Origin of the sequence: Synechococcus sp. WH 8016 (genome assembly GCF_000230675.1) — a bacterium.
In the GTDB taxonomy this organism is placed as follows: Bacteria; Cyanobacteriota; Cyanobacteriia; order PCC-6307; family Cyanobiaceae; genus Synechococcus_C.
Window position 1 is genome coordinate 873,339 of sequence record NZ_AGIK01000001.1, and the last position, 13,580, is coordinate 886,918.

Consider the following 13,580-nt stretch of genomic DNA (forward strand, 5'->3'; position numbering starts at 1 on the left):
TCGAGTTTGTAACAAAGAATTGACATGCTCAGAAGTGGATGGCTTGTGGAAAGCCTATGAAATGCTGAGAACTCAGGAGCAACGAGTGAGCTAAGCAATCCAACGCTTAGCGCAGCACAAATCGCAAGAGAAACAGGCAGGCATGACCTTTCACTCAGGTCATCAGAGTATAGAAACATGCATAAAAACTATGGGCATGCAAATCAGTAGCATGCATCCCCTTTCTTGAGCTTATAAGCAGCTTCAGGATATGCATTTTTCCAAATCACGCAATTCTTCTCTTCCTGAGACAAACGACTAAATTCATCGTTGGAAGCGGAGGGAGCAGCGGGTAGATTCTTATTTTGTGTTTGGCTAACATCTTTTTCTTGCGGGTTTGTTGTATTAGGAGTCTCACGACTGGGAGAAACTTCACTCACATAAGGCTTGGGAGCAGGCTCACTCACTTCTTGAGGTGATTCCAGATTGATTTTATTATTTAACGTGCTTCTAATCAAAAGTGAGCCGATAAAAAAACCAATCAGGGTGAAACCAATCCCCACTGATAACTCAAGCCTATTCGCTAGACGCAATTTTCCGAGCATATTGTTCAAATCTCAGATAAAGGCATTTTAATTATAGAATCCAGCAAAACCTTGATTGAAGCTTAAAAGTTAGCAAAAGGTTTATGGAATAAGCAAAACGACCTAATCAAAAAGCTTTGCAGCCTGAATATTGCTGAATAACCATTCTCTAAAGCCCGAAAAGCCTCAACTTCCAAAACTAATGCAAAAGAATTTCGAACAATAGTAAAGCCTATGTTGGAGCTTTGACAGACAACCAATAAAAACAATCACTCAATTCAAGTCGGAGTGATCACTCTGTCCAGGCCTTCATGGGCATGACAAAGGAGTCTCTCGAAAGATCAGTCAGCTATGGCGTCCCAGAGGTTCGATCCAATCCACAAGGACCTCACGGTGATGCAGCCAGCGCTTGGAGACACGGCATCCGAGGTTGACTTGTCCTTCATCCATAAGACGACCTAGACGAAGCGCAGCTGCTTCTTCAGGCCTTGAAAAGGTCTGAAGATGATCAGTGAGCCAAGTGACCTCATCTTCCGTAATCACTCCGGTGGAAAGGGTTTCGAGCACGAGTTCGCCGACGGTCATGGGGTTTGTAACGATTTCGTTACATCTTGGCGCCTCCGTCGGCCAACCGTGGCCCGCGGTCTTCATGAAGAATTTTTAAGGTAGTGACAACTTTAGTCACTTCCATGGAAGCCACTCTTTCCCAGCAGTTCGAAACCGAATCCATCAAGCGTCAAATTGACTCCACCACCGACGTGGCGGAACTGCAACAGCTAGCCAGACACCTTGCGGATCTCTACTTAAAGCAACGGGTCGCCACTGCCTGGGTCATCGCCAATAAGTGATCCATCGCTTGTCCAAGCTTGCATCCTCGAAAGATACGATCCACGAGACGACCAAGTTGGTTCCGTTGATATTCAATGACAAGGAGAGTGTGATTTCCAGTTAGGTGTGACTGCTGACTGGTACTCCCTCCCTTAAAAGACCTCATTTTAATTCTCATCCTCTACTGATAGTATTTTCCACAAAAAAAGCCTGGTAAAAGCAGCCATCAAACCTTGGATTGAATTTTCAATTCACCCTTATTGATTGTTGTTCCAATTTTTTAGAGTGCGAGAAGTTCTCAGAATCCGAGGATCCTAAAAGTCGTCTTCAATCCGCATGCCAAGCCGAATAGGCCCAAAGCAACAGCCAAGCCTCGAGACGCCTCAGTTCCAACAAGCTCCATGGGGCCTTGCGCCACAAGAGTCTCTAGGACGCACACCACTGAGCAAGTGCTCATCGTGTGCGCATCATCTGTCAAACAGCTCAGAGTTCAAATACCGTTCCAAGCACGCTGGCTGGATGCTCAAACTGCTCTGCAGTTCGACGCTCAAGCTGAACCATCATCACCAGATGAGCCGTGGTTCGAATCGCTGAGAGCAGCGCTAAGCCGATACAAAGAGGACAGTGAGTCAATGTCATGAAGTCAATCTTGGAGCCAGTTCAAGCCTCTGACCCCATTCCTTGCGATTTCTTGACTTAATGGAAGATTCGGCAGTGAGTGATCAGAAGCGGCACCCTACCTCATGGATCAGGTCAATGCTGTTAGGCCATCGCCGAATGTGTTCGTAAAACTCCATGGCAAGGATGCGAGCTTCCCAAGCATCGGATGCATAGAAGCAAGCCTCCTGCTTGCTGCCATCAGACATCTTGTAGCGAATCGTGAAATGTTTGTAGTGACTGAAATAAGCCATCGGTTAAGCCACCAACTCGTGATCAGTTTGAATCGCAGTCGAACCAGCTCGGTTCATGATGCAAACCATCTCATCCAAGGGGTTGAGGACTCTCGCGGATTGTCCTTCCTGCTGGCTGAGAGCATGCGCAGCCCAAAAAGCCTCTATTTCTGTTGTTCTGGATCCGTGATCCATCCAACCGGAAGAGCTCAGCTCCTGAATTCTGTACATCAATGAACTTTCGTATGTACTCAACTTATGCACCCAACCTGCAAAACATGGTGCAAACCACTCACATTGATCAGAAGTCTTCGGGATCACGGATGATTCATGTGGTGATAGAGACAAACAACCGCCATTTTTCAAGATTTCAGCACATTCAAAGGAAATTCTGATCAGGAATAAAACGCATCCATCAGAGAGACAACAGGCCAATAAAAAGACCGTGACCCCCCGGCCACGGCCCGCGAGACGCATTCATCAAGCTTGATCTGAGCCCTTCCCAATGGGCTCTTTCGTTATGGCGCATGCCATCTCCTCAACACATCAGTGTTTCTACTCAGAAGCTTGCCTCAGTAACGGTGTGGATATTCACCAGGATGATCAATACGAACCACCCGCATCCCTCTCAGAGACTTACCTGATAGCAAAAGCAGCTCACTTCCTGACACGGGATAGCCAAGCTCCTGAGCGATCATCGCAACCTCAGCAGCTGTCATTGCCGATTGAACACGGCTTTGCAAACGACCATCGCGTTGCAAGTGCTCCAAAAAGGACTGGAGAGCGCTCAAAACAGGTGTCCCATGCCCTTTTTCTCCGTGTAGTGAATCACGAAACCAATGCACAAAGGGATCGATTACCAGCGAATCCCAAGAACCTCAACAAGACATGAAATCGGTCGTGAGCTGACGTCGAAGGCTCGATGGAGTACGAATCAAGTCATGACCCATTACCAATCTCCAGCGATCGCCGGCCGCGAAGCCGATCTGCATTCCCTTTTGCAGAACCGCGAGCCCGTCTGGCTCCAAGACACCAATTTGAGACTTCAGGGGATCAGCTCAGCTTTTGCCTGTGCTCTGCACATGCATCAGCCAACGATTCCCGCCGGCAAAAGCGGAGAACTGGTTTCCCATTTGCAATACATGGTCGAGAACCAGGGAGAAGGAGACAACCACAACGCGGAACCCTTCGCGCAGTGCTACCGACGGATGGCTGATCTCATTCCGCAGCTGATCAGCGAGGGCTGCAATCCAAGAATCATGCTCGATTATTCCGGAAACCTCCTTTGGGGAGTTCACCAGATGGGCCGTGAAGACATCACGGGGGCACTCCGCTATCTCGCCTGTGATCTGGAGATGCAACGCCACGTGGAATGGCTGGGTACGTTCTGGAGCCATGCGGTGGCTCCATCAACACCGATTCCGGATCTCAAGCTTCAGATCAGTGCCTGGCAACACCAGTTTGTTGATCTCTTTGGGGAAGAGGCACTCAAGAGGGTGAAAGGGTTTTCACCACCGGAAATGCATCTTCCCAATCACCCAGACACCCTTCATGCCTTCATTCAAGCCCTCAATGAATGCGGCTACAGCTGGTTAATGGTTCAAGAACACAGCGTCGAAAACCCGGATGGATCCCCTCTTTCCCATGCACAGAGATATCTCCCCAACCAACTGGTTGCACGCAGCTCAACAGGAGACATTGCAAGGATCACAGTCTTAATCAAGACACAAGGCTCAGACACAAAGCTCGTGGGCCAAATGCAGCCGTATTACGAGGCTCTCACCCTTGGGAAACAACCGCTTGGAAACAGACAGGTTCCATCCTTGGTGACCCAAATCGCTGATGGCGAAAACGGGGGGGTGATGATGAATGAATTCCCTGAGGCATTCCTTCAAGCGCACCGCAAAGCATCCAATCGCAACCCATCCGACAACGAACAAGCCCAAACGGTGGCGATCAACGGAAGTGAATGGCTTGAACTTCTTGAACAGGAAGGAGTTACGGCCTCCGATTTCCCCGAAGTACAAGCCGTGAAGCAGCACCAGCTATGGGAGAAGGTGGGCAGCTGTTCGACGCGTGAAACCGTCAACGCAGCAATCGATGAACTCAAAGCCAATAACAGCGGCTTCTCGATGGAGGGGGCCTCTTGGACTAACAACCTCAGTTGGGTTGAGGGCTACGACAACGTCTTGGAACCGATGAATCAACTCAGCGCAGACTTTCATCAACGCTTCGACCAGCAAACAGCAAAAGATCCATCGATCACAACGGGCGAAAGTTACCGAAACGCGCTGCTTCATCTGCTTCTACTGGAAACAAGCTGCTTTCGTTACTGGGGACAAGGAGCATGGACGGAATACGCACGCAGCATTCACAGCCGAGGCAAGGCCTTGCTGAACTAACCCATCCCGTGACCAAGGTGGAGACACGTCAGGACTCGTTCTGACGTGTCATAGAGCTGATGAATCCCCCCGTCATGCAGGGAATCGAAATGTCCTAGCTGGTTACCCTGCTGCACGTGATCGACGACGCACGACGCGTCGACCATCGGGGGTCTGATCCACCTCGGGTTCGCTATCAGAGCTGGTGGTGACATCTTTGCCCTCAGGTTCGTTTTCAGGCGGTTCTTGCTCTGCAATAAGACCCACAACCACCGCAGCCTGAAGCTGATCAGAAAGATCACCAATCACCATCAAGGCCTTGAGGGTGAGCTCCAATCGAGACTCACGAGGCAAACCCGGGCGCAGCTTCTTGACAGAACCCCACAACTCCTGCCCGACTTCCTTGAGTAGCTCCTTGTCCGCCATCTAAATTATTGTCAATGACATCAACTTACCGAACGAACGGCTGGAGGGGTTTCTGAAGACGCTCGTCTACGACGGTGGCTGTCCTTTCTGCAAAGCATTTGCATTGCGCAGCGAACTAAAAGGAGGCATTCCAGATCTGCTGATCCGGGACGGAAGGCTTGAACATGATCTCCGCAACGATTTACGTAAACGGGGATTCAATTTAAGCGAGGGAGCCGTATTGATGGATGGAGATCAAATTTGGCACGGGAGCGAAGCCATTTCAATTCTCTGCAGCCAGCTCAAACCAAGCGATCCACTATTGGCCTTGCTCAACGGCCTCTTTCAAAATAAAAAAAGAGCCAAGTATTTGTATCCAGGGTTGCTTGCTGCCCGTCAATTCGCACTCACACTCAAAGGGCTGCCCTTGGATCCAGATCTTGCCTGAGCTTTTTGAAAGCGCTGTTCTTCAAGGTCCATTTGATAGGAAAACTCACGTATCTCAGCTTGCATTTCTAAGAGCATGACCACGAGTGAACGTGCCAGTTCCCTGCTAAAACTGTTCTGCATGGACGATGCTCAATACAGGTCAAGACTCTTCTAAGTGACTTGAACGACCGTTCGTGGATAAGGTGAGCCTGCTGTCACACAGCTCAATGATTGTGAGTGGAAAGATGATGTCCTGCCAAGGAAACAGCTTGAACATCGGATCAAAAGTTCAATGGGAAACAATCAGCGATTGAACAAAAGCGCTGAAACACTCATTAAACGATGCTTTCAGCTAGCAAATTTTCCGAATAGGCAGCATCAAATATTTCCTAACAGCAACAAACAAACCTTGGTTCTAACCACATCGATCACGCGATTCAGAGCAAGAGGCCACGCGTGGAAGGTTTCTGTTTTGGAAGCTGAAACAGCTCAGGCGAACCTTGAGGCACGACCCTGTAGCGAACGCGAACTTGGGTCTTGGATGCGCAGTGGGTAAGCACACCCAAAAGAACCACAACTAAGAGCCCACGAACAACATGGTGATTCACGCTTTCACCTCGTGGTCGCTGGTTGGAAGATCAGCAATGCAAGCCCAAAAATTCTGCCTGGGAACATTGATAAAACCTTCACCAGTTCATTGCTTTCATCGTACCCACTTTTCCATTGCCATGAGCACTGCACTCAAGAACGCCCACTCTGAACAAGACCGGGAGAGCGTTCCTGCAGCGAAAAAACCTACTACAACCGTTAAGACAAGAGTGATTCAACCAAAGCAATTCGGCTAAAAGTGCCAGAAAAGGACAAAATTCAGCCGAAGAGCCTCTTAAATCAAAGCCATTTACTTCTTCGATCCAACGATCACAGAAGGCATAGCACCATTGGTTCCAGGCAGACCTGGGACAACCTGAGTCATTCCGTCCCACTTATCAAGGAAAAGTTTGTACAAAACGCGTTCGTTAAGGCCTTTGTTCAAGGTGTCGTAACGCAAAGCCTCCTGCTCAGCAATTTTCACCTCGGTTTGGGCCCTGAGAAGTTGCTGTTCAGCAATCTGTTTCTGCTCAATCGCGGCACGATATTCTTCGGCAATTTCCAGTCCCGTGAGGTCAAGACCCAGCACCTTTACATAATCAAATTGATCAAGTTCGTCGGCAACTGTCTCTGCAACGAGCGTTGAGATGTCATTCCATTCAGAGGCGATGGTGACCAACTCATATTGAGAAAACACAGACTTGAGTGCTTTCAACAAGGACGGCTGAATAATTCTCGGATACACATCGCGATCACTGCTTGCAATCGTGCTGTAAGCACGACCAGCTTGATCCGCCCGTAACGCGTATTTGATGGTGGCCGTGGCCTCAATTACCTGCAAATCCTTCGTAAGAGTGGCAAAGTTTTCAGGCCGTACTTGCGTTCGGATACTGAAAGGCCATACCTGCTGAACGAGGGGAATTTTGACATTCAAGCCAGGCTGACGTGGGGCACCACTGACTTTGCCAAGGGTTGTCACAACAGCAACTTCACCAGCTGGCACCACAAACAAGGCCTGAGCAAGCAACAACAAAGCGGCTAAGACGAGACCAAGGATCGCGACCAGCCCTCCTTCAGGCCCTCCTGGGGTCACCGAACGCATCTGAGATGGGGTCTGCATGGGGAATGTTGTCCGCTAGAGCTTTGATGCACCTTCTCTAGCGAAGATGACCGGGATTGAGGCGATGATCGTGCTCAAAATGCCACAGTGATCTTGGTATCGACTGGAGAGCGATGTCCCAGCGATTCACAGTTTTCTTCAAACTCACGGGTGAGAGTGTCAGCTCGATCACCGTGTTTGCCTCGGACCACGCGGCAGCATGGGCCGCTGCACTCGACGAATTCGGAGCTCGCACCATCTCCGTGGTTCGTACTCCTGACGATGACAGCGACCTATGAACGTCGATTCAGCGACGCTTTCCATCTGTCCCACAATTTTTGCTGCCAAGGGGTCACATCCATGGGGATGCGCTCAGATGACGTCTTCTGAACCTGGTCAAGTTGCTCTAGTTCGTTGCGCAATTGACGGAGGATCGGGATCAGGGCGAGCCCGGCCAACAAGCCAGCAATCAAAAGAATCGGCAAGACGACGGGTAGCAACGCCGCCATCAGCACCAATCCCAAACCAAAAACAAGACCAGAAATAAGTTGTTGCTGCCATCGAGGACGCGATCGACCTGGAAGCTGTTTCATGGCATCGCTGTCAGCCTGAGCGCACTCTTCCATATCAGCCCCGGATGACCAAGCCACAACGCACTGTCTTGATCACTGGGGCTTCCAGCGGAATTGGCAAAGCAACCGCTCAACGGCTCCTTCTTCAAGGCTGGAAGGTGATCGCTGCGGCACGAAAAACTGAAGCGATGAATGATCTTCGTGAGTTAGGGGCCGAAGTGCTGACTCTTGACATCACGGACATCCAATCAAGGCAAGCCGTTGTGACGCATATCCATCAACAATTTGGTGCTCTTGATGCCCTTGTGAACAACGCTGGATTTGGAGATGTTGGTCCCATCGAAACCATGCCAATTCAGACCGCTGAAAACCTGTTTCAGGTCAATGTCTTCGGTCTCATCGGCCTCACTCAGTTGGTTTTACCTGAAATGAGAAAGCGTGGAAAAGGCACGGTCATCAATCTTTCCTCGATCGCGGGCCGATTTGTTACCCCTGGAGCCGGGTGGTATGGAGCAAGCAAATTTGCTTTAGAGGCGCTCAGCGATGCCTTACGTCTCGAGCTTCACCAATTCGGAATCAACGTCGTCGTCATCGAACCCGGCTTAATTGCAACTCGCTTCGAAACTCTCACGAGGAAATCCATGGCCGAAGCCCAAAAAGACCCCGCTTGGGCTCCCATGATGAGGAAAGTGGAAGAAAATTGGCAGGAGGGGTTCAAAAGGGCATCTCCAGCAGACGTTGTGGCGGCAACCATCCAAAAGGCCTTGGATGCTCGCACTCCAAAAGCGCGATACCTCTGCGGACACCGAGCCGAGTCTGCAGTCATACAAAGACTGTTGCCCACTAATCTGTGGGACGGCATCGTTCGCTGGCAAATGACGTAGGAGCTACCAAATCAACGCCCAAAGCGCGACGTTTTCGATACAGAGTGTTACAGTACCGGCACCTTCAGGTGCGGTAATTCCATGTTCACGATCGATAAGGCCGCGCAAATATTTCCAGATACACGCACAGCAGATGCCGTTCCAGCGATTACTGCTCGCTACAAGCTGTTGAGTGCAGAAGATCAACTCGCTTTGATCTGGTTTGCCTACTTAGAGATGGGGCGCACGATCACCGTGGCCGCTCCTGGCGCTGCTCGAATGGCAATCGCCCAGCCAACCTTGGATGAAATTACAGGGATGAGCTTCAGTGAGCAAAGTCGCGTGATGTGCGACTTAGCTGGAAAAGTTGATGCTCCAATTTCAAAGCGTTATGCCTTCTGGTCGATCAATGTGAAATTGGGATTTTGGTACGAACTTGGCGAACTGATGCGTCAAGGGAAAGTTGCACCAATTCCCGATGGCTACAAGTTGTCTTCCAATGCCAACGCCGTTCTTGAATCAGTCAAGAAAGTTGAGCAAGGACAGCAAATCAGTATTCTGCGTAATTTCGTTGTCGATATGGGTTTCGACCCTGACAACGATGATTCAGCCATTGTTTCTGAACCAATCGTCGATCCAACTCCTTCAGAGGCTCGCGAAAAGGTCTTTATCCCTGGGGTCCTGAACCAAACGGTTTTGGACTACATGGAACTGCTTAACTCCAATGATTTTGATGCACTGATTAAGCTGTTCTTGTCGGACGGAGCGCTCCAACCTCCCTTCCAAAGACCCATTGTGGGCACTGATGCGATTCTGAAATTCTTTAAGCGGGATTGTCAGAATCTAAAGCTGCTTCCTAAAGGTGGTTATGGAGAACCTACCGATGGCGGTTTCAATCAAATCAAGGTTACTGGACAAGTTCAAACACCTTGGTTTGGAGGTGAAGTTGGTATGAATGTTGCTTGGCGCTTCCTACTAGATGAGAACGACAAGATCTACTTTGTTGCCATCGACCTCTTGGCATCACCAGCTGAACTTCTGAAACTTGGTGGTAGCTGAATCAGTTCAGCAGCGTGATCTCGGTTTAATTTTCGCCGCAATAATTGCGGCGATTTGGCTCATCACACTTGTGGTTTGCCTGTCATTAAATCTTGAATCTTTGCCGCTTGCAACACTCATTCCACTGGTTTTGTTGAGAACTTTTGTTCAAACAGGTTTGTTCATTATTGGCCACGATGCCATGCATGGAATTCTTGCGCCCAAAAGATTAAAACTCAATCATTGCATTGGAGCTGTAGCACTCATTCTTTATGCGGGTCTCAGTTATCGACGTTGCAAAAGCAATCATGCTCTCCATCACTTAAAGGCGGAAACAGAGCGCGATCCTGATTACCAAAGCCACCCAGATCATTCCGTTTTGAGATGGTTTTGGGATTTCATGAGTCGGTATATGAATGCCGGAGCCCTCACGATTTTGGCTTTGTTTTGGATGGCACTCACCATTCTCAACCCTTCAACGGATCAACAAGCCGTTTTATCCGTTTCTGTGTTCTGTGCCCTCCCTTTAATCCTGAGCGCTCTGCAACTCTTTTTCGTTGGAACCTGGTTTCCCCATCACCTCAATAAAAACAACCCCAACCGTCAGACACCAAGGAGTTTGACGATCCACCCATTGCTCTCGTTCGCAGCTTGCTATCACTTTGGATATCATCGCGAACATCACCTATCACCGTCCACCCCCTGGTTTGATCTTCCGCGTTTGCGTCAACGATCCCCATTGAGTCAGACGGCCTGAACCTCCGGCTAACACCATCCCTTTTGATTCACGTCATGACGCAAGTTGACTGGCCTTCCACAGAAACAGAAATCGCTCGTAAAGCTTTCCACAAAGGCAATGAGCGCGCGGTGACTGTTTTAATTGGTGTGATCCAAACTAAGAGTCAATCCCTGAACTCGCTGGAATCAGTTTGCTCACTACACGATTATCTCAGCACTGAAAGGTACGAGATCGAAGGGAGAATGGAATTCAACTACGACACGATCCTTTTCTCTCTCGCAGAAATGATGAAAAGGAATCTCATTGAAGCAACAGACCTACAAGGCTTAGACCCCAAAAAGGTGTCGAAGATCAAAGCGATGTCTCTATTCTGAATAAAAGCTAGAGTTAATTTTCAACAATAAACAAGCTCGATATTTCAACATTTTTAACTTAGAACAGTTTCATACAGATACGCACGGATATTACTTCGTAAAGCCCGAAACAAATACGTCAATGAACTTCTGATTCAGTCGCATTTTCACTTGAAGGACCCTGCTCAAGTTTCCTCTGTGCCTTTGCAGCTTTCTTCAAGATTTTTTGTGCCTCTCCTCGTGTGAGGCACTCCTCTGCCCGAGACTGAAGCTTATGGAGCTTTCGATGCTGCTTAGCGGGGTTCATCCTTTACCTACCCATATACCTTTTTAACATTCTCTGAGCCGCAGTGGCAACTGTGTGGTTCATATCGGGGTTAGCCAACAACATCAGTAACCATCTGAGCTGAGAAGCCACATTGCGACGGCCTTTCAAAGCATGCTGAAACAGCAAGCAAAGAGATGCCGTGGTGCCTTGGTGGGATATTCCGCTCTTGATCAGCCTCGGACTCTTGGCAGGAGGGTTGGCTGGATTGTTAGGAATCGGCGGTGGTCTCATTTTTGCACCGGTTTTGCTCTGGCTCAACCTGCCTCCTCATCAAGCGCTCGCCACTAGCAGCTTTGCCATTGTCCCCACAGCTCTAGCAGGGACAATCGTGCATCTTCAAAGTGGAAGCCTGCCAACACGATCAGCCCTAGCCATCGGCTTAGCAGGATTCGGATCAGCATTTTTATTTGGAGGGCTTGGTGGCCTTGCCGCTGGATGGGTGCTGTTGGCAATGCAAACAGCGGTCTATGTGTTGTTGGCTTTTTCTATCAAAGAGCCGCCTCAAGCTGAGGAAGAAGCTGGGGAGGAAGAGAACAAGGAAAATGAAGAGGAAAAAGAGCCACTCTGCTTGGAAACGGAAGAAACCTCCGCGCCCCTGCTGGCTGGTGTGGGCTGCATCGCCGGCTGGACAGCGGGCATGCTTGGCCTTGGTGGAGGACTCGTGCTCGTCCCACTGATGAGTGGGCCTTTTTCAGTCCCGATCCATCAAGCCATTCGACTCAGCACAGTCGCCGTGTTGTGCTCAGCGAGCGCAGCATCCCTGCAATTTCTGCATGAGGGCCGGGGCATTCCTTGGATGGGGCTCACGCTGGGAAGTGTGGCAGCACTGGCGGCCCAATGGACAGCAAGGCGCCTCGATCTTTTTGATTCGGCTGTGTTGGTTCGTTGTCTACGAGGACTGGCCATCGTCTTGGCCGTCGATAGCAGCCGACGAGCCATTCAACTTGTCCTGAGTCAACCCCACTTGTTCATGCACTAAGAGACAGACCAAAGGAATGAGTCCAACTCCAGAAGTCTCAGATTTCATTCATATTTAACTGATCCTTCAGAAAACTCTAAGAACAACAAGATTCGGCTCAATATTATTTCTAGAAGAACACATCCGATTCATGACAAGCGCTCTTAAGGGGTTTCATTATGGCCATACTGAACATAATCAGCTTCGCCAGCTCCTTGCACACACCATTGTGATCGGAGTAATTGCACCAGTCCTGACGGTAGTTTCTCTTAGCCAAAAGCTGTCACCTTCACCGACAGAGACGAAGACTTTTCAACTGTGGTAATCGAATGGACTAAGGAAACGGGGCAGCATCTTGCAAATTTCTCTCAATGAAGAGAGAATCTAAAGATAGCCGTCAACGACAAATGAGCAACGAGTCAGACAAAAACAAAGAGTATTGGATCGATGAAATCGCCTTCCTGGAAGCGAGACTGAATGGAAGCCAAGGGGATATCGACTCCGAAGATCGATCTGCTTGCGAAGAGGCGCTTAAAACAGCAAAAACAAATCTTTCCGCCTACAAGTAGGCATACGAAGGACAAAAGCCAAGCACACAATTCAGCAAGAAGCAATTATTAGGAATTCAAGTATTAACTTGGCAGCAAAAACAAAGTCATCAAGAAGAGCAATGCCATTTCCATTGACTCACCTAGACATCAATACCAGGACACGTTGTTCCCAAAAAAATCAATCAACCTTCACCAGAAAGCTCTTCTGACGGTGCCTCATGCCACGACATTGACTGACAACCTCAAGAGCAAAGGCTCAAAGAAGCCCCTCACTGCGGCATGGTGAAGGTCTGCCCCCACTCCATGCCATGCTTCGGCGCTCTTTGATGTCCATCCTGATCGCAGTGTGTTTGCTGATCGGGACGCCCGTGCTGGCCGCAGAGTTGCGGTTGAGTGACGTGGCCTTAGCTCCCTGCGATGCCAATGATCCAGGGGCACAACCAGGACAGGCGATTGGAAATACCCGCAACAACATCACAAGTCCAGAGGGGGCTAGCTGCTACGTGCTGAGCGGAACAGTCGTGAATCCCAGCAAACGCGCTGTCGTGGATACGGATGTTTATGCACGCATTCTTGATCGAAGCGGTGAGCCAGTGCTTCAAAACCGCACAAGGGTTGGGTCTATTGGAGACGTTGAGCCAGGGTCGCAAGCGTTTGCCCTCCGCCTCGCCGTTCCCAAAGGCACTCCAGGCCCCTTTGATGTCAAAAACCCAAGAGCACGGGGATTCAATGCTCCTGTCCGTAGTCGTGCGAACGACGACGATGAATTGCTACCACTCGAACAGACTGTGGTGACGGCTGCGCAGGATTGAAAAATGCTCACACCGATCAGGTCTGGGATCACGTTGCTGGGCTTAATCGCCTTGATGTTGCTCATCAGCTCGAACCCAAGAACCGTGAATCGAGACGCCCCTCTGCGTTCCCTGAAGGACAATCGAATGATGCCCCGCAACAGCATTCGACGCCTCAGGGAACAACGGATTCGAGACTGAGTG

The 13,580-nt window shown here is 49.6% G+C and carries 19 protein-coding genes; 11 read left to right on the plus strand and 8 right to left on the minus strand.

Annotation, left to right across the window (positions count from 1 at the left end; genetic code table 11):
- Positions 1–203: 203 nt before the first annotated feature.
- On the minus strand, positions 204–593 hold the full coding sequence (locus SYN8016DRAFT_RS04640; RefSeq protein ID WP_216725575.1) for a hypothetical protein: 390 nt from the start codon (positions 591–593) through the stop codon (positions 204–206).
- 315 nt (positions 594–908) lie between these two features.
- Entirely contained in the window at positions 909–1,148 is a 240-nt protein-coding gene (locus SYN8016DRAFT_RS04645; protein WP_006853140.1) for a hypothetical protein, read from the minus strand.
- Positions 1,149–1,252: 104 nt separating this feature from the next.
- On the opposite strand from SYN8016DRAFT_RS04645, the gene SYN8016DRAFT_RS15495 reads away from it, so the two are divergent.
- Complete coding sequence (locus tag SYN8016DRAFT_RS15495; RefSeq protein ID WP_006853141.1) at positions 1,253–1,411, plus strand: hypothetical protein; 159 nt, start codon at positions 1,253–1,255, stop codon at positions 1,409–1,411.
- A gap of 463 nt (positions 1,412–1,874) precedes the next feature.
- Here SYN8016DRAFT_RS15495 and SYN8016DRAFT_RS15500 read toward each other — a convergent pair whose 3' ends face one another.
- The 3 genes from SYN8016DRAFT_RS15500 to SYN8016DRAFT_RS04660 form a co-directional block, all read right to left on the minus strand.
- Positions 1,875–2,030: a hypothetical protein gene (locus tag SYN8016DRAFT_RS15500; RefSeq protein WP_006853143.1), complete on the minus strand. Its 156-nt coding sequence runs from the start codon at positions 2,028–2,030 to the stop codon at positions 1,875–1,877.
- A gap of 83 nt (positions 2,031–2,113) precedes the next feature.
- On the minus strand, positions 2,114–2,302 hold the full coding sequence (locus SYN8016DRAFT_RS04650) for a hypothetical protein (RefSeq protein ID WP_006853144.1): 189 nt from the start codon (positions 2,300–2,302) through the stop codon (positions 2,114–2,116).
- Positions 2,303–2,853: 551 nt separating this feature from the next.
- The gene (locus SYN8016DRAFT_RS04660) at positions 2,854–3,072 is read right to left on the minus strand and encodes a Nif11-like leader peptide family natural product precursor (protein ID WP_038013808.1); all 219 of its coding nucleotides are present in this window, start codon (positions 3,070–3,072) and stop codon (positions 2,854–2,856) included.
- Positions 3,073–3,222: 150 nt separating this feature from the next.
- Between SYN8016DRAFT_RS04660 and SYN8016DRAFT_RS04665 the strand changes: the two genes are divergently transcribed.
- Positions 3,223–4,683: a glycosyl hydrolase family 57 gene (locus SYN8016DRAFT_RS04665; RefSeq protein WP_038013371.1), complete on the plus strand. Its 1,461-nt coding sequence runs from the start codon at positions 3,223–3,225 to the stop codon at positions 4,681–4,683.
- 102 nt (positions 4,684–4,785) lie between these two features.
- Here the strand turns inward: SYN8016DRAFT_RS04665 and SYN8016DRAFT_RS04670 are convergent, their stop codons facing one another.
- On the minus strand, positions 4,786–5,088 hold the full coding sequence (locus tag SYN8016DRAFT_RS04670) for a TIGR03894 family protein (RefSeq protein ID WP_006853149.1): 303 nt from the start codon (positions 5,086–5,088) through the stop codon (positions 4,786–4,788).
- Positions 5,089–5,191: 103 nt separating this feature from the next.
- Here SYN8016DRAFT_RS04670 and SYN8016DRAFT_RS04675 point away from each other — a divergent pair, with 103 nt between their 5' ends.
- Positions 5,192–5,515 carry a hypothetical protein gene (locus SYN8016DRAFT_RS04675; protein ID WP_006853150.1) on the plus strand — a complete coding sequence of 108 codons (324 nt, stop codon included), beginning with the start codon at positions 5,192–5,194 and terminating at the stop codon, positions 5,513–5,515.
- Positions 5,516–6,394: 879 nt separating this feature from the next.
- Here SYN8016DRAFT_RS04675 and SYN8016DRAFT_RS04680 read toward each other — a convergent pair.
- Positions 6,395–7,204 carry a prohibitin family protein gene (locus SYN8016DRAFT_RS04680; RefSeq protein WP_006853152.1) on the minus strand — a complete coding sequence of 270 codons (810 nt, stop codon included), beginning with the start codon at positions 7,202–7,204 and terminating at the stop codon, positions 6,395–6,397.
- A 113-nt stretch (positions 7,205–7,317) separates the two neighbouring features.
- Here SYN8016DRAFT_RS04680 and SYN8016DRAFT_RS15285 point away from each other — a divergent pair, with 113 nt between their 5' ends.
- On the plus strand, positions 7,318–7,482 hold the full coding sequence (locus SYN8016DRAFT_RS15285) for a hypothetical protein (RefSeq protein WP_006853153.1): 165 nt from the start codon (positions 7,318–7,320) through the stop codon (positions 7,480–7,482).
- Here the strand turns inward: SYN8016DRAFT_RS15285 and SYN8016DRAFT_RS04685 are convergent.
- Positions 7,477–7,776, minus strand: a complete 300-nt coding sequence (locus SYN8016DRAFT_RS04685) for a hypothetical protein (protein ID WP_253909779.1) — start codon at positions 7,774–7,776, stop codon at positions 7,477–7,479. The two genes, SYN8016DRAFT_RS15285 and SYN8016DRAFT_RS04685, sit on opposite strands and share 6 nt — an antisense overlap.
- 44 nt (positions 7,777–7,820) lie before the next feature.
- On the opposite strand from SYN8016DRAFT_RS04685, the gene SYN8016DRAFT_RS04690 reads away from it, so the two are divergent.
- The 7 genes from SYN8016DRAFT_RS04690 to SYN8016DRAFT_RS15290 all read left to right on the plus strand — a co-directional run bounded on the left by SYN8016DRAFT_RS04690 (position 7,821) and on the right by SYN8016DRAFT_RS15290 (position 13,577).
- Entirely contained in the window at positions 7,821–8,639 is an 819-nt protein-coding gene (locus SYN8016DRAFT_RS04690; RefSeq protein WP_006853155.1) for an SDR family NAD(P)-dependent oxidoreductase, read from the plus strand.
- An 81-nt stretch (positions 8,640–8,720) separates the two neighbouring features.
- Complete coding sequence (locus SYN8016DRAFT_RS04695) at positions 8,721–9,677, plus strand: orange carotenoid protein N-terminal domain-containing protein (protein WP_006853156.1); 957 nt, start codon at positions 8,721–8,723, stop codon at positions 9,675–9,677.
- A gap of 70 nt (positions 9,678–9,747) precedes the next feature.
- Entirely contained in the window at positions 9,748–10,413 is a 666-nt protein-coding gene (locus SYN8016DRAFT_RS04700; protein ID WP_253909816.1) for a fatty acid desaturase, read from the plus strand.
- A gap of 35 nt (positions 10,414–10,448) precedes the next feature.
- A complete protein-coding gene (locus SYN8016DRAFT_RS04705; RefSeq protein ID WP_006853158.1) occupies positions 10,449–10,769 on the plus strand; it encodes a hypothetical protein in 321 nt (106 codons plus the stop codon).
- Between the two features lie 446 nt (positions 10,770–11,215).
- Positions 11,216–12,055 carry a sulfite exporter TauE/SafE family protein gene (locus tag SYN8016DRAFT_RS04710; protein WP_006853159.1) on the plus strand — a complete coding sequence of 280 codons (840 nt, stop codon included), beginning with the start codon at positions 11,216–11,218 and terminating at the stop codon, positions 12,053–12,055.
- A gap of 838 nt (positions 12,056–12,893) precedes the next feature.
- The gene (locus SYN8016DRAFT_RS04720) at positions 12,894–13,397 is read left to right on the plus strand and encodes a hypothetical protein (protein WP_006853161.1); all 504 of its coding nucleotides are present in this window, start codon (positions 12,894–12,896) and stop codon (positions 13,395–13,397) included.
- A gap of 3 nt (positions 13,398–13,400) precedes the next feature.
- Complete coding sequence (locus SYN8016DRAFT_RS15290) at positions 13,401–13,577, plus strand: hypothetical protein (protein ID WP_159098300.1); 177 nt, start codon at positions 13,401–13,403, stop codon at positions 13,575–13,577.
- Positions 13,578–13,580 lie beyond the last annotated feature (3 nt).

What these genes read in the sequence shown, in the direction of transcription:
- SYN8016DRAFT_RS15290 (WP_159098300.1), top strand. Translation starts at nt 13,401, where the DNA reads ATGCTCACACCGATCAGGTCTGGGATCACGTTGCTGGGCTTAATCGCC.
- SYN8016DRAFT_RS04695 (WP_006853156.1), top strand. Translation starts at nt 8,721, where the DNA reads ATGTTCACGATCGATAAGGCCGCGCAAATATTTCCAGATACACGCACA.
- SYN8016DRAFT_RS04650 (WP_006853144.1), bottom strand. Translation starts at nt 2,302, where the DNA reads ATGGCTTATTTCAGTCACTACAAACATTTCACGATTCGCTACAAGATG.
- SYN8016DRAFT_RS04720 (WP_006853161.1), top strand. Translation starts at nt 12,894, where the DNA reads ATGCTTCGGCGCTCTTTGATGTCCATCCTGATCGCAGTGTGTTTGCTG.
- SYN8016DRAFT_RS04670 (WP_006853149.1), bottom strand. Translation starts at nt 5,088, where the DNA reads ATGGCGGACAAGGAGCTACTCAAGGAAGTCGGGCAGGAGTTGTGGGGT.
- SYN8016DRAFT_RS15500 (WP_006853143.1), bottom strand. Translation starts at nt 2,030, where the DNA reads ATGACATTGACTCACTGTCCTCTTTGTATCGGCTTAGCGCTGCTCTCA.
- SYN8016DRAFT_RS04690 (WP_006853155.1), top strand. Translation starts at nt 7,821, where the DNA reads ATGACCAAGCCACAACGCACTGTCTTGATCACTGGGGCTTCCAGCGGA.
- SYN8016DRAFT_RS15495 (WP_006853141.1), top strand. Translation starts at nt 1,253, where the DNA reads ATGGAAGCCACTCTTTCCCAGCAGTTCGAAACCGAATCCATCAAGCGT.
- SYN8016DRAFT_RS04665 (WP_038013371.1), top strand. Translation starts at nt 3,223, where the DNA reads ATGACCCATTACCAATCTCCAGCGATCGCCGGCCGCGAAGCCGATCTG.
- SYN8016DRAFT_RS04705 (WP_006853158.1), top strand. Translation starts at nt 10,449, where the DNA reads ATGACGCAAGTTGACTGGCCTTCCACAGAAACAGAAATCGCTCGTAAA.
- SYN8016DRAFT_RS15285 (WP_006853153.1), top strand. Translation starts at nt 7,318, where the DNA reads ATGTCCCAGCGATTCACAGTTTTCTTCAAACTCACGGGTGAGAGTGTC.
- SYN8016DRAFT_RS04645 (WP_006853140.1), bottom strand. Translation starts at nt 1,148, where the DNA reads ATGACCGTCGGCGAACTCGTGCTCGAAACCCTTTCCACCGGAGTGATT.
- SYN8016DRAFT_RS04680 (WP_006853152.1), bottom strand. Translation starts at nt 7,204, where the DNA reads ATGCAGACCCCATCTCAGATGCGTTCGGTGACCCCAGGAGGGCCTGAA.
- SYN8016DRAFT_RS04685 (WP_253909779.1), bottom strand. Translation starts at nt 7,776, where the DNA reads ATGAAACAGCTTCCAGGTCGATCGCGTCCTCGATGGCAGCAACAACTT.